The following is a 20,777-nucleotide window of genomic DNA, read 5'->3' as shown; positions in this document are numbered from 1 at the left end:
TCTCTTCTCGGACGATCGAGCATGTCCTCACCCGGGTTAACGAAGGCCCGCGGGGGAAGATTCCCGGACCTCGGGCTTCGGGCCGTGTCCCGCCCCGGGTATGCGTTCCTCTAGATTGAGCCCATGACCACCTCGGGGACAGTCCACGACGCCGCCGGCCACGACGCCGCGATCCCCGGTCCGCGCGGAGCCGTCCTTCGCGCTCTCCCGGCCTGCGTCCTCGAACTCGTGGGAGTCCCGCTCCTCGCATGGTTCGTGCCCCGGGAGACCGGACGCGACTGGTGGGCCCTGGGAATCATCGTCGGTGCGCTGCTCGTGATGTTCGGGGCCGTCACACTTGCGTCCCGGGGTCTGCCCAGGACGGACCCCCACGTGGACCAGACGCGGTGGCAGAACGCCATCGTCTCCGCGAGGACACACCGGTCGCTGCCCTCGGACCCCGCCGTCCGGGTGACGGCCGCGCGCATGTCCTACGACAGAATCCTGATGGCCATGACGTTCCCGTTCCTCGTGGCGGGCATCGCGTGCGGCGCGCTCGTGCGACCGGACCTGAGCTGGATCCCTCCCATCGGCGGTCTCCTCGTGTTCACCGTCATGGGATTGGCGCGACTGCCGTCCGCCTGGGCGTACCTCCGGCTGCACGCCGTGTCCGGGTGACCGCGGCGACCACCAGCATCAGCAGCCACATGCTCAGCAGGAACGGCCACGTGTACACCGGCACGGGCAGCACCGCGAGCAGGGGCTGCAGCACCATGGTCAGCGCCACGCCCACCACGGCACCGGTGATCCGGGCCCACAGCGGCCGGTCGTTCCACACCACGGCGCCCAGGGCGATCGAGACCAGCACGGCCGAGTAGCCGAGCAGACCCGAGGAGGCCTGCACCACGCCGTCGCCGGCCAGCAGCGCACCCGCCAGCGCCACCAGGCTGCCCAGCAGCCCGAACAGGCCGATCCGGATCCCGCCCACGAACAGCGCGATCACGATCAGCGCTCCGGGCACCGCCCCGTCCGCGAGCACGACCTCCGAGAAGCTGTTGAGGGCACCCAGCGCCACGCCCGGAACCCCGGAACCCGTGGTCGGGGTTCCCGAGCCGACCAGGGGAAGCACCAGGTCGAACAGCACCCCTGCCACCAGGCAGAACGGAGCCGTGGCCACCGGCAGTGCCGCCCACCCCACGGTGCGGGAGCCGAACAGCCGCTGCAGCATCCCGTGCACGGGAACGCACGCGAGCGCGCCCACCACGGCCATGAGCAGAGCGGGGACGGGATGGTTCAGCGCGGCGGCCGCCGCGGCGCCCACCAGGGCGCCGTTGTAGCCCATCATCCCGGTGCGCACGCTCTCCCGCCCCAGCAGCGCCCACGCCCCCAGGGTCTGCGCGAGGGCCCCGAGCACCACGGCCACGGCGATCCACGGATGCACCCACCCCACGGCCAGCACGATGAGCGCACCCGACCACACATTGTCGATGAAGAAGATCTGCGAGACGCCCCGCAGCACGGTTCCGACCGCCCGGAGAACCTCCATCAGGACTCCGCCCCCGGCCTGTTCACGGGCGCGCTCCCCGAACGGGACTCCCCCGGGCCGTTCCCCGGCGTCGCGGAGCCCGCGGGCGACGTCGCCCCCGCACCCGGGCGCGCCGCGCGCCAGAACCACAGCCACACCAGCGCGAAGACCGCGATCAGCAGCAGCCCGGCCTGACCCAGGTCGATCTCCGCGAGCGCTGCAGTGAGCGGATCCTCCAGGCCCAGGAGGTCGTGCAGGAAACCGCCGAGGGTGATGCTGGCGATGAACAGCGCGGAGACCGCGGAGATCATGGTGACGGTGGCGTTGAACCGCATCCGGGTGCCGGTCTCGGTCAGCGCCGTGGAGTAGAGCTTCATCATCCCGAGCCCGTTGAGGGTGTCGCACAGGGTCATGGCGGCGGTGAACGCCACGGGCAGCCCGATCAGCGCGAGCGCCGGCACCCCCGCGAGGGACGCGGTGACCGTGAGCAGCAGCAGCCCGATGGTGGTGGCGGTGTCGAAGCCCAGGCCGAACAGGAAGCCGAGCACGAAGATGTCCCGGGGCTGCCGCACCCGCTGGAGGGGCTTGCGCAGCAGCCGGGAGACGAGCCCCCAGTTGCCGTCCAGACCGTGCTGGTGGCCCTGGCCGGCGGACGCACCCCGGGATGCCCGGCGCACCAGACCCACCGAGATGCTCGCGTTGTAGAGCCCGAGCACCAGCAGGTACACCCCGGAGACCCCCGCACCGATCAGCCCGAGCACGTGGTTCGCGGAGCTGCCCTCCTCGAACGCGCCGTGCACGAACTGCGCACCGGCCACCACCATGACCCCGGCAATGGTCACCACCAGGGAGTGGCCCAGGCTGAACGCGAAGCCCACGCTCGCCGGGTTCATGCCCTCGGACACGAACTTGCGCGTGGAGTTGTCGATCGCGGAGATGTGGTCCCAGTCGTAGCTGTGCTTCATGCCAGCGGCGTACGCGGTGAGCACCACGCCCAGGGCGAGTGGCTCGGCGCCGGGGGCGAGCGCCGTCGCCAGCAGACCCGCGGCGAGCAGGTGCAGGGCGGCCACCGCGGAGAGGGTGAGACCCACCCGGACGCGCAGCGGCAGGTGGGCCCGCTCCGCCACGTAGCGGCGGTAGAGCGTGGGATGGGAAGCGGACACGGTTCTCCTCGGGGCGGTCGGTTCGGTTCGGTGGTCTTCAGGGGCCCACGGGTCACACGGGGACGGGCGGCCGGGCGACGCCGTCAGTACTTGCGCAGCCGCAGCGGCGGCTGCGCGCGCCACCGCTGCCGCAGCAGGTTCACCACGGCGCGGTGCAGGGCGGCGATGTCCTCGGTGGAGTGCGCCAGGGAGCGCACGCACACGCACCGCACGCCGTACGGTTCACCCACCCCGGCGCGGGTGATGCCCGAGTGGGTGGTGGAGGTATCCACGAGCTCGGTCAGGCCCTCGTAGACCTCGTCCGTGAGGCGCGCGTCAGCGATCACCAGCTGGCCCGTGTGGCTGAAGCCCTCCATGAACCCCACCCCGGTCATGTCCCCGTGGGCACCGGGACGGATCCGCAGCTGGTCCACCACGAGGCGCCGCGGGCGGGCGGCGGGGTCATGGTCTGACGACGTCGGGGTGTCGCCCTCGCGCGGTCCGTCGGTCGGCTCCGCAGCACCCGCCGACGCCTCTGCCTCCGGCGGTTCCGGACGCGGTGGCGTCACCCGCACCTCGGTGCGCATCCGCAGCTCGTCGTACGCGAAGGACTCCCCGGACGGGGACCACCCGGGCGTGACGATCTCCGCCAGCACCAGGGACGCCGTGGGATCCATGTCCACGCGCGTGCGCTGGATGTAGGACCCTCCCCGGTACACGATCAGCTGGTCCGGCACGTACTCGAGCACGCTGCCGGGTCCCAGCCGCACGGTCATCTCCTGGGACGCCGGGCCCTGCGGGGTGCGGTACACCTTGGTCGCGGACTGCGTGGTCAGCGCGAGGGACGCGTCCCGGTCCACGGCCACGTCCAGCAGGTAGGCGTCCGCGCCGAAGTACGCGCCCCCGGGGTTGATCACCGTGTACGTGACCTGCCCGGAGCGGTCCAGGTAGTGCGGTCGCAGCACGCGCAGGGCACCCTCGTGGTACTGCCGCGCAGCGTAGGACCGCCCCGTTCGCTCGGCCACGGTCAGCCGCAGCTGCCCCGCCCACGACGGGGAGGACGACGACGCCGCAGTGCCGGCGGGCGGCGTCGTGGTGCCGGCGGTGGCGGGCGTCTCAGGCAAGGTCGAGCATCAGGACGTCGTTGCGGAGCCACTCCTGGACGCGCTCGAGCCCCTCGTCCGTCTTGAGGTTGGTGAACGCGAAGGGCTTGTCCTTGCGGAACACCTTGGAGTCCTCCGCCATCACGCCCAGGTCCGCGCCCACGTGGGGAGCCAGGTCCGTCTTGTTGATGATGAACAGGTCCGACTTGATCATGCCCTGCCCGGCCTTGCGGGGGATCTTCTCGCCCTGGGCCACGTCGATCACGTAGATGGAGAAGTCCACCAGCTCGGGGCTGAACGTGGCGGAGAGGTTGTCCCCGCCGGACTCCACGAAGATCACCTGCAGGTCCGGGAAGCGCTTCTTGAGCTGCTCGATCGCGGCCTCGTTCATGGAGGTGTCCTCGCGGATGGCGGTGTGCGGGCAGCCGCCGGTCTCCAGGCCGATGATCCGCTCCTCCGGCAGCACCGAATTGCGCGCCAGGATCTTGGCGTCCTCGATCGTGTAGATGTCGTTGGTGATCGCGGCCATGGAGATCTCGTGGCTCATGGCGCGCGTCAGGCGCTCCACCAGCTGCGTCTTGCCCGCTCCCACGGGGCCTCCCACACCGATGATGACGGGGTCCATGCTGTTCCTCCTGCTGCTCGTGGTGGTTCTCGTTCTCGTGATGTCTTGTGCGTTCCACCGGCCCCTGCGGCCGCGCGGTTCGTGCGTTCCTGCGGCTCCCGGGTGACCGGGCCCGGTGCGCCCGGTCTGGCCGCGCGGCGGCGTCGTGGGCCTCAGCTCATGAAGAGCCTGGCCCGCTGCCGTTCGTGGTTCATCTGGGCGATCTCCAGGCCGGGGGCCACGGCGCCGAGGACCTCCTCGGCGATCCCCTGCGCCACCAGTTCCCGCGAGGTCACGACGGCGCGGTCCACCCAGTCCTGCGCCTCCCGGATCACCGCCTGGCCCGTGTTCTGGCCCAGCGGGATGCCGCGCACCGCGTTCTGCGTCAGGGAGATCACCGTGGCGTACACGTGGGAGGCCACGGCAGTGTCCTCGGGGACGTCCAGGCCACGGGCGAGCACGCCCCACACGGTGGCCTGGTGGCCGTGCATGCGCTCCTCCGCGACGCCCTGCTGGTAGCGCCGCACCCACTCGCCGGGGTAGCTGCGGGCCCCGATGCTCAGCAGCCGCCGGCCCATGGTCATCCCGCTCTCGCGGATCTGGCGGGGCAGGGCCTGCGCGGTGACGAGCTCGTCCAGGTCCTCGATCCGCTCGAAGTCCGTGGCGGCGTACACCAGCCGGATGGCCAGGGTGTCCGTGTACGTGAGCTGCTGGTCCACGAACATCTCCAGCCACGCGGCGAAGCTCGCCTCATCCTCCAGCTGCTCCGCGGCCATGTACGTCTCGAAGCCCATGGAGTGGCTGAAAGCGCCGGTGGGCAGGGCGGAGTCCGTGAGCTGCATCAGCCCCAGGATCCCGCTCAGGCTCGGGTCCGTCACCGGATCAGTGCGTGTGCTCGGCGTGGCGGAACGGCACGGGCATGATCCGTTCCTGGCGGGAGTACGGCACCCCGTGGTGGTCCAGGAAGTCCTGCACCGTGTGGTCGTACTGCACCACCATCACCTCGGCCCCGTACTCGCTGTCCGCCCCGAAGAACTGCGCCTGCAGGTGCCGGTTGCCCAGGCTGTGCGCCACGAACGCCATCTCCACGATGGAGCGGGCGCCGATCACCAGCACGTCCGTGGGGAGCACCTGCACCACCACGGCGTTGCCCCGCCCCCCGCCGGGGTGCTCCGCGTGGTCGTGGTTCGCGGCCCCGTGGCCGTGGCTCTCCCCGGTCCCGTCCTGAGCCGCGTCCTCGACGGCGACGACGTCCCCGTCCTTCAGGTCCGGCGCCCCGGCGGGCAGGCGGAGACCGATCTCACGGTCGTGGTCCGTGGTGAGGCGCTGGATGCGCTTCACGAGCTCGGTGCTGGGCAGCACCACCCTCTCCACGTGGCGCCCGGCCACCAGCTCGCGGCCGCTCTCCTCGTGGATGTTGCCCAGGATCTCGGTGACGATCACGGGTGCTCTCCCTTTGCTGTCAGGTGTTGGGGGACGTGGTGCGGGGCTCCGCAGCCGGGCCCCGACGGATGCGAACGGAACGGGCGCGCGGACCGGGCCGTGCGGCGTCGTCGTGACCGGGGCCCGGGCACGGAGCCGGGGGCGACGTCAGAACATGAAGTAGCGCTGCGCCATGGGCAGCTCGGTGCGGGGCTCGCAGCTGACGGGCGTGCCGTCCACGCGCACCTCGTACGTCTCCGGGTCCACGCGCAGCTGCGGGGTCTCGCCGTTGAACTTCATGTCCGCCTTGGTCAGGGAGCGGATGTTCCTGCACTCGCGGACCACCTTCTCCAGACCGAGCGAGCGGGGCACCCCGGCCCGGATGGAGGCCTGGGACATGAACGTGATGGAGGAGCGGGCGGCCGCCTTGCCGTAGGCGCCGAACGCCTTGCGGTACCAGCGGGGCTGCGGTGTAGGGATGGATGCGTTCGGATCGCCCATCACGCCGTGGACCATCTGGCCGCCCTTGATGATCAGGTCCGGCTTCACCCCGAAGAACTTGGGCTCCCACAGCACGAGGTCCGCGAACTTGCCCTCCTCCACGGAACCCACCGCGTGGGAGACGCCGTGGGCGATCGCGGGGTTGATCGTGTACTTGGAGATGAAGCGCTTGATGCGGTGGTTGTCGCCGCCCGTGCCCTCGTCCTCGGGCAGGGCGCCGCGCTGGCGCTTCATGGAGTCCGCCACCTGCCACGTGCGCAGCACCACCTCGCCCACGCGGCCCATGGCCTGCGAGTCCGAGGAGGTCATGGAGAAGATGCCCATGTCCTGCAGCACGTCCTCCGCGGCAATGGTCTCCTTGCGGATGCGCGAGTCCGCGAACGCCACGTCCTCCGGGATGTCCGGGTTGAGGTGGTGGCACACCATGAGCATGTCCAGGTGCTCCTCGATGGTGTTGCGCGTGTACGGCAGCGTGGGGTTGGTGGACGCCGGGAGGATGTTGGGGTCCTGCGCCAGCTCGATGATGTCCGGGGCGTGACCGCCGCCCGCGCCCTCGGTGTGGAACGTGTGGATCACGCGCCCGGCGATCGCCGCGCGGGTGTCCTCCACGAAGCCCGCCTCGTTCAGGGTGTCCGTGTGAATGGCCACCTGGACGTCGTACTCGTCCGCCACCTGCAGGGACGTGTTGATGGACGACGGCGTGGCGCCCCAGTCCTCATGAATCTTCAGCCCGATCGCCCCGGCCCGGATCTGCTCCGCCATGGGCGAGATGGACGAGCCGTGGCCCTTGCCGAGCAGCCCGAAGTTCATGGGGAACTCCTCGAAGGAGCGCAGCATGTTGTGGATGTTCCACTCACCGGGGGTGATGGTGGTGGCCTTCGAGGACTCACTGGGCCCCGTGCCGCCGCCGATCATGGTGGTGATGCCGGAGACCAGCGCGGTCTCGATCTGGTCCGGGCTGATGAAGTGGATGTGGGAGTCGATCCCGCCCGCCGTGAGGATCTTGCCCTCACCGGCGACCACGTCCGTGGCCACGCCGATCACGATGTCCACGCCGTTCATGATGTGGGGGTTGCCGGCCTTGCCGATCTTCAGGATGTGACCGTCGCGCACGGCCACGTCCGCCTTGTAGATCCCCGTCCAGTCGATGATCACCACGTTGGTGATCACCAGGTCCGGGATCCCCACGTCCCGCACCAGCTGGCCGTTCTGACCCATGCCGTCCCGGACCACCTTGCCGCCACCGAACACGGCCTCCTCACCGGGAGTCGTGAGGTCCTTCTCGACGCGTGCGAAGAGTTCGGTGTCCGCCAGGCGCACGGCGTCCCCGGTGGTGGGCCCGTACAGGCTCGCGTACTGGTCCCTGCTCATCTCAAAGCTCATGGTTGACCTTCTTGTCTGGCGTGTTCAGCGTGGTGGTCGACGTCGTGCCGTCCCGTGGGCCGGGCGGGCTCAGCGGGTCTCGTTGGAGAAGCCCTCGCGCTCGCGCAGCGGCTCCGGGGCGTCCCCCGCGGCGGAACGGTGACGTGCGGGGGTGACGGTCGCGGCGTCGTCGTCCAGGGAGGCCGGCTCGTGGGCGTCCAGGGGACCGTCCATGAGGTCGCGGAACCCGTGGACGATGCGGTCCCCGCCCAGGGGGATCAGACGCACCGTGGTGGAGTCCCCTGGCTCCAGCCGCACCGCTGTGCCGGCGGGAATGTCCAGGCGGTGCCCCACGGCTTTGTCGCGGTCGAACCGCAGGGCGCGGTTGGCCTCCGCGAAGTGGAAGTGCGAGCCCACCTGCACGGGGCGGTCCCCGCGGTTGAGGACCTCCAGGGTGATGGCCTCGCGGCCCTCGTTGCAGACGACGGGGGCGTCCGCCAGAACGTACTCTCCGGGTGTCATGGGTGCTCCTCGCGGGGTGTCAGCGGATGGGGTCGTGAACGGTCACGAGCTTGGTGCCGTCCGGGAACGTGGCTTCCACCTGGACGTCCGGGATCATCTCCGGGACACCCTCCATGACGTCGTCCCGGGTGAGGATGGTGCTCCCCCAGCTCATCAGGTCCGCCACGGTGCGGCCGTCACGCGCGCCCTCCAGGAGCTCGTACGTGATGATGGCGATCGCCTCGGGGTAGTTCAGCTTGAGCCCCCGCGCCTGGCGTCGGCGCGCGAGATCGGCGGCGACCACCACCAGAAGCTTCTCCTGATCCTTGGGCTGCAGATGCATGCCTGGTCCCTCCGCTTGATCCGCTCGTTCCGTGTGCCGACGTGGGGTGGCTGGGCACTCCACGACTCCGGACAGTAGTTAGTTAACCTGTGTATACCCTCTGACCTGCTGCAATGGAAGACAACCGCTGCGGAAGTCGTTCCCCACCCACCCGCAGCCCGATCCCCGCCTCACCTTGCTAGCGTGGCCCGGGTACTCGCGATCGCCGGAACCACCCGGCGGACCGAGCGGAGTGAACCAGGCCGGGCCGCGGGCAGTACGACCCAGCCACGGCGCACTGCCCGCCGCCGGAACCCCAAGGAGTGCATCCCGGATGACCCAGCACCGAACCGCAGTTCTCGCCATCGCTGGCTCCTGGCTGGCCGTGGTCATCGCTCTTCTCCTGACCGTCTTCGTGGCCAGGGGAATCGGCGTTCTCCTGGCGTTCGCCGTGCTCTCCGCGTTCTGCATCACGCTGTTCTGGGCGCGCAGGAGAATTCAGCAGGAGTGATGCCGACTGCCCTACCGGCGCGGTCAGCCCTCCGCGCGCCGCACCCGCCGGTCCCCGCGCAGCACCCGGACCAGGATCACTGCCACCGCGGTGACCAGCACGCCACCGATCAGCGACGTCAGCTGCATGCCGGAGCAGAAGGCGGCCGTGGCGGCGTCGGCGATGGCTGCGCCCAGGGGCGATCCCGCGGCGACGTCGAAGGCACCGCCCAGGGTCTCCCGGGCGGCCTGGGCACCGTCCGCCGGGACACCGGCGGGCAGGTCCAGGTGAGCCTGGTAGAACGCGGTGGTCAGTCCGCCCAGCACCGCGGTGCCGAGCACGGCGCCCACCTCGTACCCGGTCTCGGACACCGCCGACGCCGCCCCGGCCTTCGCCTCGGGCACCGAGGAGACCACCAGGTCCGTGGACAGCGTGGTGGCCAGGCCGGTACCCGCACCCATCAGCGTGAAGCCCACGAGCACGGGCACCTCCGAGACCTGCTGGTCCGTGAACGCCACGACGAAGAAGCCGACGGCCACCAGGACGAGCCCGAAGACCACCGCGGTGCGCAGCCCGGCGAACCGCGCGATCCGCTCCGCCCCGAGACCGGCCAGGATGGACAGCACCAGGCCGGGGACCATCAGCAGACCCGAGCTCATGGGGTCCCGCCCGTTGACCAGCTGCAGGTACTGCGTGAAGAAGAACAGGAAGCCGAACAGCGCCACGTTGGACACCGTGTTCACGGCCAGACCGCCCGAGAAGCGGGGGCTGCGGAAGAACCGCAGGTCCAGCATGGGGTAGCCCTTGGCCACCTGCCGCCGGGCGAACAGCACCCCGCACACCGCACCCACCACGATGAGCAGTGCGCTTTCCAGGGGGGAGCCGCTGGTGGCCAGCGTCTTGATCCCGTAGACCACGGGCGCCATGGTCAGCACGGCCAGCACGATGGACAGGGGATCCACGGAACCCGGGTTGGGGTCCTTGGACTCGGGCAGCACCAGGGGTGCGGCGATCAGGAACGCGAGCAGCACCGGCACGGCCAGCAGGAACACGGAACCCCACCAGAAGTGGTTGAGCAGGAACCCGCCCGCAATGGGCCCCAGCGCCGCCCCGGCGCTGAAACCCGCGGTCCAGATGGCGATGGCCAGGCTGCGCTGCCGGTCGTCGCGGAACACGGTGCGCAGCAGCGAGAGGGTGGTGGGCAGCAGCATGGAGCCGAACACGGCGATCCCCACACGGGCCGCGAGCAGCCACTCGGCGGTGGGCGCGAAGGCCGCGAACAGCGAGACCAGACCGAACCCGGAGGAGCCGATCATGAGCATCTTCCGGCGCCCCGCCCGGTCCCCCAGGCTGCCCATGGGAATCAGCAGCGCAGCGAGCATCAGGGGGTACACGTCCACGATCCAGAGCAGCTGCGCCGCGGTGGGCTGCAGCCCCTGGGAGATGGCGGGCAGGGCGAAGCTCAGGGCGGTGTTGTTCACGGTGACCAGCAGCACGGGGAGCATGAGCACACCGAGCGCAATCCACTGGCGAGCACCTGCCTTGCGCTTGTGGTCGAGCACCACGGACACGGGGACCTCCTGGGATGAGAGCTGCGGATGGGCGGCGACACGAGCCGTACACCGTCGTACCGAGCCCCGCGTGCGGAGCGCCTCGTGAGTGTTTACCGTCCAGACGGTACAGTTGACTCCGCACGATCCGCAATGATTCCCGTCACCCGTGAGGTCCGCTCTTGTCATGTCCCGCAAACCCGTAGCCCGCGAGAAGCTCCTCACCGCCTTCGAGCACCTCGTGCTCGCGGAGGGCCTGCGCTCCGCAACACTGGACGCCGTGGCCGCCAGGGCGGGGGTCTCCAAGGGCGGGCTGCTCTACCACTTCCCCCACCGGCAGGCCCTCGTCGACGCCGCTCTCGCCCGTTGCGAGGAGCTGGCCGCTGCGGACCTGGCGCGCCTGACGGCGTCACCCCATGGTGCCGCCCGCGAGTTCCTGGCCACCTCCCTCTACGAGGACAGCCCCCTGGACCGCAGCCTGGGTGTCGCGTTCCGCCTGGTGCAGGCCCGCGAGCCCGGCGCGCGCGCGACCTGCGAGCGTGTGGCGGACGGCTGGTACCGCGCCGTGCTCGAGGACGTGCAGGATCCGGTGATCGCCACCGCCGTCCAGGCCATGGGGGACGGCCTCTACCAGCAGGCCTCCATGGGTCTGCTGCCCGACGGTGAGTCGGAGAAGCAGGAGGTTCTCGCGCGACTCCTTGACGCAGTGGACCGGCTGCACCGCACCGCTCCCGACGACGCCGCTCCGGCCTCCCGCACGTGCGAACGCGGCCACGGGTTCACCCCCGCGACCGCGTCCTGACCGGAAGTCCGCCGAGAACAAAGGCGTGCCCTCAGCCGAGCACCACGGCGTCGCCCTTCCCCGGAGGTTGCATGCTTGGATCGAGCGACGCCGCCCCTGCGATCAGTCGAACCACTGGGTGGGCGGGCCCACCGTGAGCAGCACGGCGAACAGCAGCACCACGAACACCAGGAGGGTCAGACCGGAGAGCACGGGCCAGCGCAGGATCACGGCCAGCAGCTTCTCCGCGGGGGTGCGTGCCGGTTCGCGCCCGGGCACGGCAGCGCCGGCCGGGGCCGACGCCGCCGTGCCCGCCGTCCTCACGGTCCGCTCCGAATCTGCGGAGGTCGCACCGCTGCGCGGTGACATGGCGGACGCAGCCGGGCGTGCGGCGTCGTCGCCCGTGCCTGCCGCACGTCCCGCCGGTGCCACGCGCCAGGTGTCCGCGAGCAGGCCGCGGCGCTCCACGTGCCGCTCGAAGGGCACCGTGGCGAACGGGACGATCGAGAGCAGCAGCCCCACCAGACCGGTGGCCGCGGGCCAGCGGCGGTCCGTCCACACCACCACGGTGGACACGCAGTAGCTCAGGAACACGAAGCCGTGGATGCCGCCGCCGATCCGCACCGGGAGGTCCCCGGCGTGGAGGCCGTACTTGGCGATCATGCCCAGGATCAGCAGCGCCCAGGTGACGGCCTCGGCGGTGGCGGCGGTGCGGTAGAGCTTTCGGGGACTCATGCGGCGTTCTCCTGATCGGGTTTGCTGGTGGCGTCGCGGACCTCGCCCACGAGTTCTTCCAGGACGTCCTCCAGGGCCACGATGAACACGGATTCGTCCGAGGTCCGGGAGTCGCGGGCCACCTCGCCCAGGAGCGCGAAGTGCGCGCCCTTGGCCTGCATGGTGCGGGTGACCTTGCGCAGCTTGTCCTCCGGGGACACGCGCGCGAAGTGGCGCACGATGGCCGGGGGGATGGGGCGTTCCCGGGCGCTCTCCGGCAGGCCCAGGACGTCCTTGGCGTGGACGTAGCCCATGAGGCGTTCGTTGCTGTCCCGCACGGGGAAGCGCGAGTACCCGGTCTCCGCGCACAGCAGCTCCACGCCCGAGACGGTGATGTCCGAGGGCACGGTGCGCATCCCGGCCAGCGGCAGGGCCACGTCCGCGGCGGTCTTGTTCTCGAAGTTCAGGGCGCCGGTGAGCAACCGGATCTCGTCGTTGTCCAGCAGCCCCTCCCGCCCGGACTCGGCCACGAACCCCCGGACGTCGTCGGAGGTGAACGCGGAGGCCACCTCGTCCTTGGGCTCCACCTTGAACAGCCAGCGCACCAGGTGATTGGCCGTGGCGTTCATGACCCAGATGAACGGGCGGAACACCACCACGAACCCGTGCAGCACGGGACCCAGCACCTGGGCCACACGGCTGGGCACGGCGATCGCGATGTTCTTGGGCACCATCTCGCCCAGGATCATGTGCAGGAACGTCACGATCAGCAGGGCGATCGCCAGGGCGATCGGGTGCATCAGCGCCTCGGGCACGCCCAGCCAGTGCATGGGCACCTCGATCAGGTGCGCGATCGCGGGCTCACCCGCGGCACCGATCAGCAGCGAGCACGCCGTGATGCCCAGCTGCGTGGCGGCCAGGGACGTGGACACGTTCTCGATGCCCTTGAGCGCGTACTTCGCGGAGCTGGAGCCCTCGGCGGCCAGGGGTTCCAGCTGGTCCCGGCGGGCGGAGACCACCGCGAACTCGCTGGCCACGAAGAACGCGTTCCCGATCAGCAGCAGGACCAGGATGATGATGGCGGTGCTCGTGGTCATCGCTGCTCCTCGCTGGGATCTTCCTCGGACACGTCCTCGTCACGGTGGAACCCGGGTGCTCCCCGGTTCTCGCCCTGGGCCAGGCGGAACTCCTCCGCGGTCTCGGGTTCGCGGTTCTCGCCTCCCAGCGGATCCGGGCGCCCGGGTGGCTGCCAGGAGACGGACGACGTCGAGCCGCCACGCTCGTCCGGATTGCCGCCCACGCGGTGCACCAGGATGCGGTCCACCCTGTGCTGGTCCATGCGCATCACGTCCATGCGGATCTCCGCCTTGGTGGGAAGGTCGTCCTCGTCCCGGTGGTAGTGGTCCACCGCCTCCACCGTGAGGGTGTCCCCCACGCGCGGCAGGCGGTCCAGCTCCTCGGCCATGAGACCGCCCAGGGTGTCGGACTCCTCGCCCTCGGGCATGTCCACGCGCAGCACGTCACCCAGTTCGTCCGGGCGCAGCAGACCGGAGACCACCAGGCCGCCGTCACGGGTGCGGCGGAAGCGCTGCACCCGGGTGTCCTGCTCGTCGTCGATCTCGCCCACGATCTCCTCGATGAGGTCCTCCAGGGTGACGATGCCGGCGGTGCCGCCGTACTCGTCCACCACCACGGCCAGCTGCAGGCCCTTCACGCGCAGCTGGCGCATGAGGGGGTCCAGGGTCATGGACTCGGAGACCACGTCCGCGGGCACGCACACGTCGGAGACCCGCATCACGGCGCGCTCGTCGAAGGGGACCGCGAGCGCGTGGGTGTAGTGCACCACGCCCACGATGTCGTCCACGGACTCCCCCGTGACGGGGAACCGGGAGTGGCCGGTCTCGCTCGCGGTGAGCAGCATGTGCTCCACGGTGTCGTCCGCGTCCAGGAAGGTCACGCGGGGCCGGGGACGCATGACGTCCGCGGCGGTGCGGTCACCGAACTCGATGGAGCGGGCCACCAGTTCGGCGGTGCCCGCGTCCAGGGTGCCCTCGCGTCCGGAGCGGCTCACCACGGAGGCGAGCTCCTCGGCGGTGCGGGCGTTGGCCACGTCCTCGGTGGGGGTGAAGCCCAGACCGCGCAGCACCACGTTCGCGGAGCTGTTGAGCATGGTCACCAGCCACCCGAAGACCACCATGAAGAACTTCTGGGGCAGCACCACCGCGCGGGTGACCCGCATGGGATCCGCAATGGCCCAGTTCTTGGGCACGAGCTCACTGAAGACCATCTGGGTGAAGGTGGCCACGATGAAAGCCACGGTGGTCGCGATACCCACCGCGGCGGCGTCGGGAACACCCGCCCAGCCGAGACCCTCCGTGAAGAGGGTGCCCAGGCTGGGACCGGTGAGGAAACCCGTCATGAGGCTGGTCACGGTGATGCCCAGCTGGGCGCCGGACAGGTTGGTGGAGGTCTTCTTCAGACTCTCCTCGATGGTCGCGGCACGCTTGTCACCGGCCTGTTCCGCGCGCTGCACGGCCTGGCGGTCCACGGTGAGGAACGCGAACTCCACCGCGACGAACAGTGCGTTGGCCAGCACCAGGAAGACGAAGGCGAGAAGGAGGAGCCAGGCTGTCAGCACCAGCTCACCCCGTGGCGGGGCGCGGACGCGCGGAGGGGGAACGGGGAACCGGTCGAACGGGAGTCAGGGGAACAGCTGCGCTGCCCCGGACTGTCCGACTCCTTGTCATCGGCCGAGGCGAGCGCACCGAAGCACGCCGCGGGCCGGTTGTGTTGAGATGTCACGTACCCAGAATACCGAATGCGCGCCGTCCTACCGTGGCCCGTGTCAGCTCACCCGCCCCAGGATGTGCTGGGCGCACCCGCGCAGGTCCTCGTTGCGGAACCGGTAGCCGCTGGCCAGCAGCTTGCCCACGTCCACGCGGTGGCTGGCCGCCACGAGCTCCTCGGTGGCCTGGGCCCCCAGGACGGCCCTGGGGCCTGCCAGGGGCGTGGGAACCACGGCGGGGCGGTGCAGCACACCGGCCACGGTTCTGGCGAAGTTCTTCTGCCGTTCGGGCTGGGGCGCCGCCACGTTGAAGGGGCCCTCGGCATCCTCGGTGAGGGCCAGGTGCGCCACCGCACCGGCCATGTCGTCCAGCCCGATCCAGCTCTGCCACTGCTCGCCGCCGCCCATGGGCCCGGACAGGCCCGCCTGCATCAGCGGCAGCTGGGGCTTCAGCAGCCCGCCCGTGGGGGACAGCACCAGACCGGTGCGGACGTTGACCACGCGCATCCCGTACGCGGTGGCTCCGTGGGCGGCGCGCTCCCACTCGCGGCACACCTCGGCGAGGAAACCGTCCCCGGAGGACGAGTTCTCCGTGAGCACCTCGTCCCCGCGGCCCGTGCCGTAGTAGCCGATCGCGGAAGCCACCACGAGGGCACGCGGACGCTTCTCGGCGGGGACCTGACCCAGTGCGCGCACCAGCAGGTTGGTGCTGCCCACGCGCGAGTCCATGATCTCCCGCTTCTTCTCGGGCGTGAAGCGCGTGGCGATGCTCTCCCCGCCCAGGTGGATCACGACGTCGATCCCCTCCAGGTCACGCGGGTTCAGCAGGCCCCTGTCCGGGTCCCAGCCGATGACACCCTCACCGGTGGAGCCGCCGCGCTCGAGCCGGACGACCGTGTGGCCCCCGGTCTCGAGCAGCGCGCACACCTGCGAGCCGATCAGCCCGGAGGACCCGGACACCGCCAGGGTGAGCCGGGGGCCGTCATGCTGGTCGTGGAACGCGAGGTCCGCCTTCAGCTGGCGCTCCCGGTACGCGAAGATCCGGTTCAGCTGGGGAGTCATGACCCGCTCGCCCAGGTCGTTGAGCCTGCCCGCCCACTGCGGCAGCGGACGCACGGTCACCCGGTCGCGGATCAGGGTGCCGCCGGACTCCGTCTCCTCGAAGACGTGCCGGTGCTCCCACTCCCCCAGCGGGCCCTTGGCCATGCGGTCGGTGAAGTAGTGCGGCGGGTCCCACTCCCCGTGCTCGGCGGTCCACGGCAGGTGCACCATGCCGAACGTGCCCGGCACGGACACCCCCAGCTCCGCCTCCGAGCCGGGCTCGATCCCGTCCGACGGCGCCTGGCGCACCTGGTCCGGGCCCCCACCGAACGGCGGGGTCAGCCGGGGCAGCGCGCCGGGACGCTCGTGCCACGCGAACACCTGCTCCCGCGGTTGGCTCAGGCGGGTCTCGTGGATGTACTCGTGCGTCATGGCGTTGCCGTCCGTTCGTTCGTCAGGGCGTGGTGGGTGCGTTCCCGCGGGCCGGTGGGAAGGGGCGGGTCAGCCGTTCTGGGGGACCTGGTCCACCAGCTGCTCGTCCTCGGGCTCGTCCGCCGGGGTCACGCGGCGCACCTGCTCGGAGGTCACCATCCGCTCCCGACGCCGCGGCTCCAGCTGCACCGGCGCCCCCGTCTCCAGGGACTTCAGCACCGCCTCGTTCACGCGCACGTCCAGCAGACCCTCCTCACCGGTGGGCTCGGGGGCCTTCCCGCTGCGCAGGCAGTCCACGAAGTACTGGGTCTGACCGCCGAACTGCTCCACGGGATCGTGGGCGAAGCTCTCGGAGGACCCGCTCGTGGTGAGGGTGTACTCGATGCCGGTGTCCGGGCCGAACCCGAAGCACGGCTCCGCGGAGATCTCTCCCTCCGTGCCGGCCACGGTGAAGCGCTCCACGGACTCGGAGGCGTACGAGATGGTGAACTGGGCCACCCGCTCTCCGGGGAACGTGAGGGTCACGGCCACCGTGTCGTCGAAGTCGAAACCGCGGCCCGGGGTGCGCACGCCCTTGGCGTAGACCTCCACGGGCTCGTCGTGGAAGAGGTTGCGCACCATGTTCTGCGGGTAGGTTCCCATGTCCGGGATGGGCCCGCCCCAGTACCCGGAGTGGCCGCGGTGGTTCTCCTCGGTGATGTCCTGGGAGAACACGGAGGAGAAGTACCGGGGGTCGCCGATGACCTTCTGGTCCCGGACCTTCTCGATCATCTCCACGGTGCCCGGTTCCTGGTGCAGCCGGTAGGCCACCATGAGGGTGGCGCCGCTCTGCTCGGCGGCGTCGATGATGGCCTGGCAGTCCTCCACGGAGGTCTCCATGGGCTTCTCGAGCAGCACGTGGATCCCGGCCTTCAGCGCCGGTTCCGCGAACTCGCGGTGCCGGAACACCGGGGTGGCCACGTACACGGCGTCGATGTCGCCGGACGCGAGCAGCGCGGGGTACTCCTCGTACGAGTGGATGGCCACGCCGAACTCCTGGCCCAGCTCCTCCGCCTTCTCCGGGCTGGAGGTCACCAGGGCGGCGAGTTCGGCGTCCTCGATCCTGCTGAGACCGGGGATGAACGCCTGCTGGGAAATCTGTCCGACGCCCACCACCGCGAAACGGACGGGACGGTCGTGAGAAACGGTGGCAACCATGGTTCTGACCTCCGGCATGTCGGGAATGACGGGTCACGCTCACGAGTCAGTGGCTCATGGCGTGCTCTGCCACCACTGTAGGCATGCGCCCCGAGCGGTGTCAGTGCCCGTTCACCCACCGCGCACACACCCGCCCGGCGCCCCTCCCGGCGCGGCACCCTGGTGCACCCGACTCCGCGCGGGCGGTCCGCACGACGCCGCCGCGGCAGTCGGGGCGCACCGCACTCACCGGGCGGGCCCCGCTCCGCGGCCGTGGGCGCGCAGGTTCGCTGCGCGGGATTCGAGCTTCTTCGTCACGAACCTGTTCCACACCGCTTGGGCGCCGTAGCCCAGGAGCGCGAGGACCACCACGAGCGCGAACACGGTGGGACCGTACGAGAGGACGGCCTCCCTGAGCGTGGGATGAAGCGGACTGTCGGATGAGAAGATCTGAATCATCTGCACGATGGATTCACCTCGTTCGTAGGTTGCCGGCGAGAGTGGCTCGCCGCGGCACGAGGGTCTTCCAGTCGTCCGGACAACCCCGTCCCGAGTCACCCAAGCCTAGAGACGGATCTCGGTGGTGCCCATGGCCATCCGGCCAGACTTCGGGTCTTCCTCTCTCTCCTGAACCTGCAGCCCCATCAGCAAGTGATGCTCAGAGCGGGTCCACCATGATGGACATTTCCGCACACAGCGGGTCCTCAGCGGGGCTGCTCGCCAGTCCGGCCAGGATCTTGTGACGCAAGGATTCGCCGCGTTCGGGCCACCTCACGAACGATCTCCCGTTGATGTATTCCCCGACGGCCAGAATGCCCTCGTCCGTTCCGGCCACGGCGAAGTCGACGGCCGCCTGTCGAGGGTTTTCGGCACCAAGGGACCGGGCGATGTCGCACAGCTCGGCCATGCTGACCCAGTCCATCTCACCGCGCTCCGCAACTTCGCGTCTGAGGTTTGCCTCGAAATCACTCATGGCTGACTTTTCCGCATGCGCGCCGCCATCGGGGCCCACGTCGTCCACGACCTTCCGCGGCCTACAGCTCACGCGCGTTGCGCAGCACCGGGATGGCCGTGCGGGTGCGCTCCACGAGTTCCATGTCCAGGCCCACCACGGCGTAGTCCGGGGCGTCCCCGAGGGACGTCACCACGGATCCGTCCGGGGCCGCCACGATGCTGTGGCCGACGCCGCGGGGCGCCTTCTCCGGGTTCTCCTCCCCCGCGGCCAGGGGGTTCGCCTGCCCCACGGCCACCACCCAGGAGGTGGTGTCCAGTGCCCGGGCGCGGGCGAGCAGCTCCCACTGCTCCGCCTTGCCCGGTCCGTCCCCCCAGGACGCACAGACCACGGTGACCGTGGCGCCGTCGTGCGCCAGGCGGGTGAACAGTCGGGGGAAGCGGATGTCGTAGCAGGTGGCGACGCCCACGGTGGTGTCCCCCACGGTGAAGGTGACGGGCTCCTCGCCCGGATCCACGGTGTCGGACTCCGTGAAGCCGAACGCGTCGTAGAGGTGGATCTTGTCGTAGCCGCGCACGGTCCCGTCCGGGAGGGCGATCAGCACGGTGTTGCGCACACGGTCGCCGTCACCCGGTGTGAACATGCCCGCGACGATCGCGAGCGAGTGCTGCTGGGCGAGCTCGGAGACGGCCGAGGCCCACGGGCCGTCCAGCGGCTCGGCCACGCCCTTGAGGCTGCGCCCGAACGCAACCATCGTGGCCTCGGGCAGCACCAGCAGCTGCGCGCCGTCCTCCCCCGCGCGGCGTGCGAGGTCCGCCACCTCCCGCAGGTTCTCCCCGGGGTCGTAGGTGCTGAGCAGCTGACCGAGTGCGATGCGCATGGGTGCCACCCTAGACGCCGACACCGCCGGGTCGTGAGACCGCGTCGCGGCGACGGGAACGCACTCGCGGCCCCGGTACGGGCGGCACGCGCCCGGCCGCGGGAGGGATGCAGCCCGACGAGCGCGTGGTGCCCCGCCGCTCTCAGGCGTTGCGGGCGATCTTCACCGCGCTGACGATCATCGGGATCTGCAGCGGCAACCGCCCCAGGGAGATGACCTGCTTGGACGCGGGCTCGTGCCGCCAGTCCCACGCCATCTTCCAGTTCCCGGGCCACACGCCCACGAACAGCGCGGCGGACACGGCACCGCCGACGCGGCGAGTGGCCGGAACCAGCAGCAGGGCGGCGGTGGCCAGTTCCACGTACCCGGAGTACACGGACCACTGCCGGGCGGTCCCGGGCAGCTGCTCCGGAACCAGCTTGTCGAACCCCGCGGGGCGGACCAGGTGCAGCACCCCCATGCCGGTCAGGGCCAGTCCGGAGAACACGGCGGAACGGTTGGCCTTGCGGCGGGCGGTCATCGGTTTTGTCGTCATGGCTTCACGGTACCGGTGGGTAGGCGTCGGCGCAGGACGCACGACGACGGCGTGGCCCCCACTGCCCCGGGGGACCTACCCTGGAACGCAACGAGCAGCGTCGTCGAACCGAGGAGATGCCCCGTGGACCCCTTCGTCTCTCCCGAGTGGCTGGCCGAGCACCGCGACGAGGTGGTGCTCGCGGACGCCCGCATGTACCTGGACGGGCGCAACGCGGAGGCCGAGTACCTGCAGGGACACCTGCCGGGCGCGGTGTTCGTGGACACGGAGACCGCCCTGGCCGCACCCGCCGCCCCCGAGGGTGGGCGCCACCCGCTGCCGGAACCGGAGGACTTCGCCGCCGCGATGTCCCGCGCGGGCATCGGGGACGAGACCACGGTGGTCGCGTACGACGACGCCGGGGGCGTGATGGCCGCGCGTCTCGTGTGGATGCTGCGCACCACGGGCCACCGCGCCGCACTGCTGGACGGCGGCCCCGGGTCCGTCCCCGCCGCGGATCTGGAACGCCGGCGCACCGTGCTCCCGGAAGTCCGCTTCACCCCCGTTCCGTGGCCGCGGGAAGCGCTCGCCACCATGGACGAGGCCGCCCACGGGCCCGTGGTCGTGGACGCGAGGGACCGGGCCCGGTACGCCGGCACCACCCCGGATCCCGTGGATCCGCGCTCGGGGCACATCCCCGGCGCCGTGAACGTCCCGTGCCGGGAGCACCTCGCGGAGGACCGGACGCTGCAGCCCGTCGAGGAGCTGCGGGCGCGTTTCGAGGCCGCCGGGGTCACGGACGCGAGCCGCATGATCTCGTACTGCGGTTCCGGGGTGACCGCGTGCCACAACCTGCTGGTGGCCGAGCACGCCGGGCTGGGCGTGGGGCGGCTGTTCCCCGGCAGCTGGTCCCAGTACTCCCACACGGACCGCCCGGTGGAGACGTCACCCGGTAGCTGAACCGCCCGTGGGGGTACTGACACCCCGCCCGCCGCAGTGCC

At 70.7% G+C, this 20,777-nt stretch carries 23 protein-coding genes; 4 read left to right on the top strand and 19 right to left on the bottom strand.

The window, feature by feature from the left end; genetic code table 11:
- The first annotated feature begins 123 nt into the window (after positions 1–123).
- Positions 124–657, top strand: coding sequence for a hypothetical protein (locus tag C1C97_RS08925; RefSeq protein WP_121031323.1), 534 nt, complete (start codon positions 124–126; stop codon positions 655–657).
- Here C1C97_RS08925 and C1C97_RS08920 read toward each other — a convergent pair.
- From C1C97_RS08920 to C1C97_RS08880, 9 genes are all read right to left on the bottom strand, one after another.
- The gene (locus C1C97_RS08920; RefSeq protein WP_121031321.1) at positions 593–1,525 is read right to left on the bottom strand and encodes an urea transporter; all 933 of its coding nucleotides are present in this window, start codon (positions 1,523–1,525) and stop codon (positions 593–595) included. The two genes, C1C97_RS08925 and C1C97_RS08920, sit on opposite strands and share 65 nt — an antisense overlap.
- Positions 1,525–2,667, bottom strand: coding sequence for a HoxN/HupN/NixA family nickel/cobalt transporter (locus C1C97_RS08915; RefSeq protein WP_121031319.1), 1,143 nt, complete (start codon positions 2,665–2,667; stop codon positions 1,525–1,527). Before C1C97_RS08915 ends, C1C97_RS08920 begins: the two co-directional genes overlap by 1 nt.
- An 83-nt stretch (positions 2,668–2,750) precedes the next feature.
- On the bottom strand, positions 2,751–3,770 hold the full coding sequence (locus tag C1C97_RS08910; protein ID WP_121031317.1) for an urease accessory protein UreD: 1,020 nt from the start codon (positions 3,768–3,770) through the stop codon (positions 2,751–2,753).
- Positions 3,763–4,374 (bottom strand): urease accessory protein UreG, encoded by a 612-nt coding sequence (gene ureG / locus C1C97_RS08905; protein ID WP_121031315.1) that lies wholly within the window; start codon positions 4,372–4,374, stop codon positions 3,763–3,765. Before ureG ends, C1C97_RS08910 begins: the two co-directional genes overlap by 8 nt.
- A 152-nt stretch (positions 4,375–4,526) precedes the next feature.
- Positions 4,527–5,231 carry an urease accessory protein UreF gene (locus C1C97_RS08900; protein ID WP_121031313.1) on the bottom strand — a complete coding sequence of 235 codons (705 nt, stop codon included), beginning with the start codon at positions 5,229–5,231 and terminating at the stop codon, positions 4,527–4,529.
- 4 nt (positions 5,232–5,235) lie between these two features.
- On the bottom strand, positions 5,236–5,796 hold the full coding sequence (gene ureE / locus C1C97_RS08895; protein ID WP_121031311.1) for an urease accessory protein UreE: 561 nt from the start codon (positions 5,794–5,796) through the stop codon (positions 5,236–5,238).
- A 147-nt stretch (positions 5,797–5,943) separates the two neighbouring features.
- Positions 5,944–7,659, bottom strand: a complete 1,716-nt coding sequence (gene ureC / locus C1C97_RS08890; RefSeq protein ID WP_121031309.1) for an urease subunit alpha — start codon at positions 7,657–7,659, stop codon at positions 5,944–5,946.
- 69 nt (positions 7,660–7,728) lie between these two features.
- Positions 7,729–8,160 carry an urease subunit beta gene (locus C1C97_RS08885; protein WP_121031307.1) on the bottom strand — a complete coding sequence of 144 codons (432 nt, stop codon included), beginning with the start codon at positions 8,158–8,160 and terminating at the stop codon, positions 7,729–7,731.
- A 19-nt stretch (positions 8,161–8,179) separates the two neighbouring features.
- Positions 8,180–8,482: an urease subunit gamma gene (locus C1C97_RS08880; RefSeq protein WP_121031305.1), complete on the bottom strand. Its 303-nt coding sequence runs from the start codon at positions 8,480–8,482 to the stop codon at positions 8,180–8,182.
- A 313-nt stretch (positions 8,483–8,795) separates the two neighbouring features.
- Here C1C97_RS08880 and C1C97_RS12350 point away from each other — a divergent pair, with 313 nt between their 5' ends.
- Positions 8,796–8,972, top strand: a complete 177-nt coding sequence (locus C1C97_RS12350) for a hypothetical protein (RefSeq protein ID WP_158591145.1) — start codon at positions 8,796–8,798, stop codon at positions 8,970–8,972.
- Between the two features lie 23 nt (positions 8,973–8,995).
- Here the strand turns inward: C1C97_RS12350 and C1C97_RS08875 are convergent, their stop codons facing one another.
- A complete protein-coding gene (locus tag C1C97_RS08875) occupies positions 8,996–10,522 on the bottom strand; it encodes an MFS transporter (RefSeq protein ID WP_121031303.1) in 1,527 nt (508 codons plus the stop codon).
- A gap of 166 nt (positions 10,523–10,688) precedes the next feature.
- Here C1C97_RS08875 and C1C97_RS08870 point away from each other — a divergent pair, with 166 nt between their 5' ends.
- Positions 10,689–11,303, top strand: a complete 615-nt coding sequence (locus tag C1C97_RS08870; RefSeq protein ID WP_110919402.1) for a TetR/AcrR family transcriptional regulator — start codon at positions 10,689–10,691, stop codon at positions 11,301–11,303.
- 102 nt (positions 11,304–11,405) lie between these two features.
- On the opposite strand, the gene C1C97_RS08865 is transcribed toward C1C97_RS08870, so the two are convergent.
- The 9 genes from C1C97_RS08865 to C1C97_RS08825 all read right to left on the bottom strand — a co-directional run bounded on the left by C1C97_RS08865 (position 11,406) and on the right by C1C97_RS08825 (position 19,797).
- The gene (locus C1C97_RS08865) at positions 11,406–12,017 is read right to left on the bottom strand and encodes a DUF3817 domain-containing protein (protein WP_121031301.1); all 612 of its coding nucleotides are present in this window, start codon (positions 12,015–12,017) and stop codon (positions 11,406–11,408) included.
- The gene (locus C1C97_RS08860; protein ID WP_121031299.1) at positions 12,014–13,093 is read right to left on the bottom strand and encodes a hemolysin family protein; all 1,080 of its coding nucleotides are present in this window, start codon (positions 13,091–13,093) and stop codon (positions 12,014–12,016) included. Before C1C97_RS08860 ends, C1C97_RS08865 begins: the two co-directional genes overlap by 4 nt.
- Positions 13,090–14,634 (bottom strand): hemolysin family protein, encoded by a 1,545-nt coding sequence (locus tag C1C97_RS08855; protein WP_110919405.1) that lies wholly within the window; start codon positions 14,632–14,634, stop codon positions 13,090–13,092. The genes C1C97_RS08860 and C1C97_RS08855 overlap by 4 nt, the downstream gene beginning before the upstream one ends.
- A gap of 207 nt (positions 14,635–14,841) precedes the next feature.
- On the bottom strand, positions 14,842–16,254 hold the full coding sequence (locus tag C1C97_RS08850) for a TIGR01777 family oxidoreductase (protein WP_121031298.1): 1,413 nt from the start codon (positions 16,252–16,254) through the stop codon (positions 14,842–14,844).
- Positions 16,255–16,323: 69 nt separating this feature from the next.
- Positions 16,324–17,451: a Gfo/Idh/MocA family protein gene (locus C1C97_RS08845; RefSeq protein ID WP_121031296.1), complete on the bottom strand. Its 1,128-nt coding sequence runs from the start codon at positions 17,449–17,451 to the stop codon at positions 16,324–16,326.
- Between the two features lie 225 nt (positions 17,452–17,676).
- Positions 17,677–17,895, bottom strand: coding sequence for a hypothetical protein (locus C1C97_RS08840; RefSeq protein WP_121031294.1), 219 nt, complete (start codon positions 17,893–17,895; stop codon positions 17,677–17,679).
- A gap of 193 nt (positions 17,896–18,088) precedes the next feature.
- The gene (locus C1C97_RS08835; RefSeq protein ID WP_147406068.1) at positions 18,089–18,403 is read right to left on the bottom strand and encodes a hypothetical protein; all 315 of its coding nucleotides are present in this window, start codon (positions 18,401–18,403) and stop codon (positions 18,089–18,091) included.
- 61 nt (positions 18,404–18,464) lie between these two features.
- Complete coding sequence (locus tag C1C97_RS08830) at positions 18,465–19,262, bottom strand: carbon-nitrogen hydrolase family protein (RefSeq protein WP_121031290.1); 798 nt, start codon at positions 19,260–19,262, stop codon at positions 18,465–18,467.
- Between the two features lie 142 nt (positions 19,263–19,404).
- A complete protein-coding gene (locus C1C97_RS08825) occupies positions 19,405–19,797 on the bottom strand; it encodes a DoxX family protein (protein ID WP_233542844.1) in 393 nt (130 codons plus the stop codon).
- A gap of 123 nt (positions 19,798–19,920) precedes the next feature.
- Between C1C97_RS08825 and C1C97_RS08820 the strand changes: the two genes are divergently transcribed.
- Entirely contained in the window at positions 19,921–20,736 is an 816-nt protein-coding gene (locus C1C97_RS08820; protein WP_121031286.1) for a sulfurtransferase, read from the top strand.
- Positions 20,737–20,777 lie beyond the last annotated feature (41 nt).

This window comes from Kocuria tytonis, from assembly GCF_003226895.2.
Lineage (GTDB): Bacteria > Actinomycetota > Actinomycetes > Actinomycetales > Micrococcaceae > Kocuria > Kocuria tytonis.
Note: the sequence above shows the minus strand (reverse complement) of the source record. Positions and strands in the feature narration are given on the sequence as shown.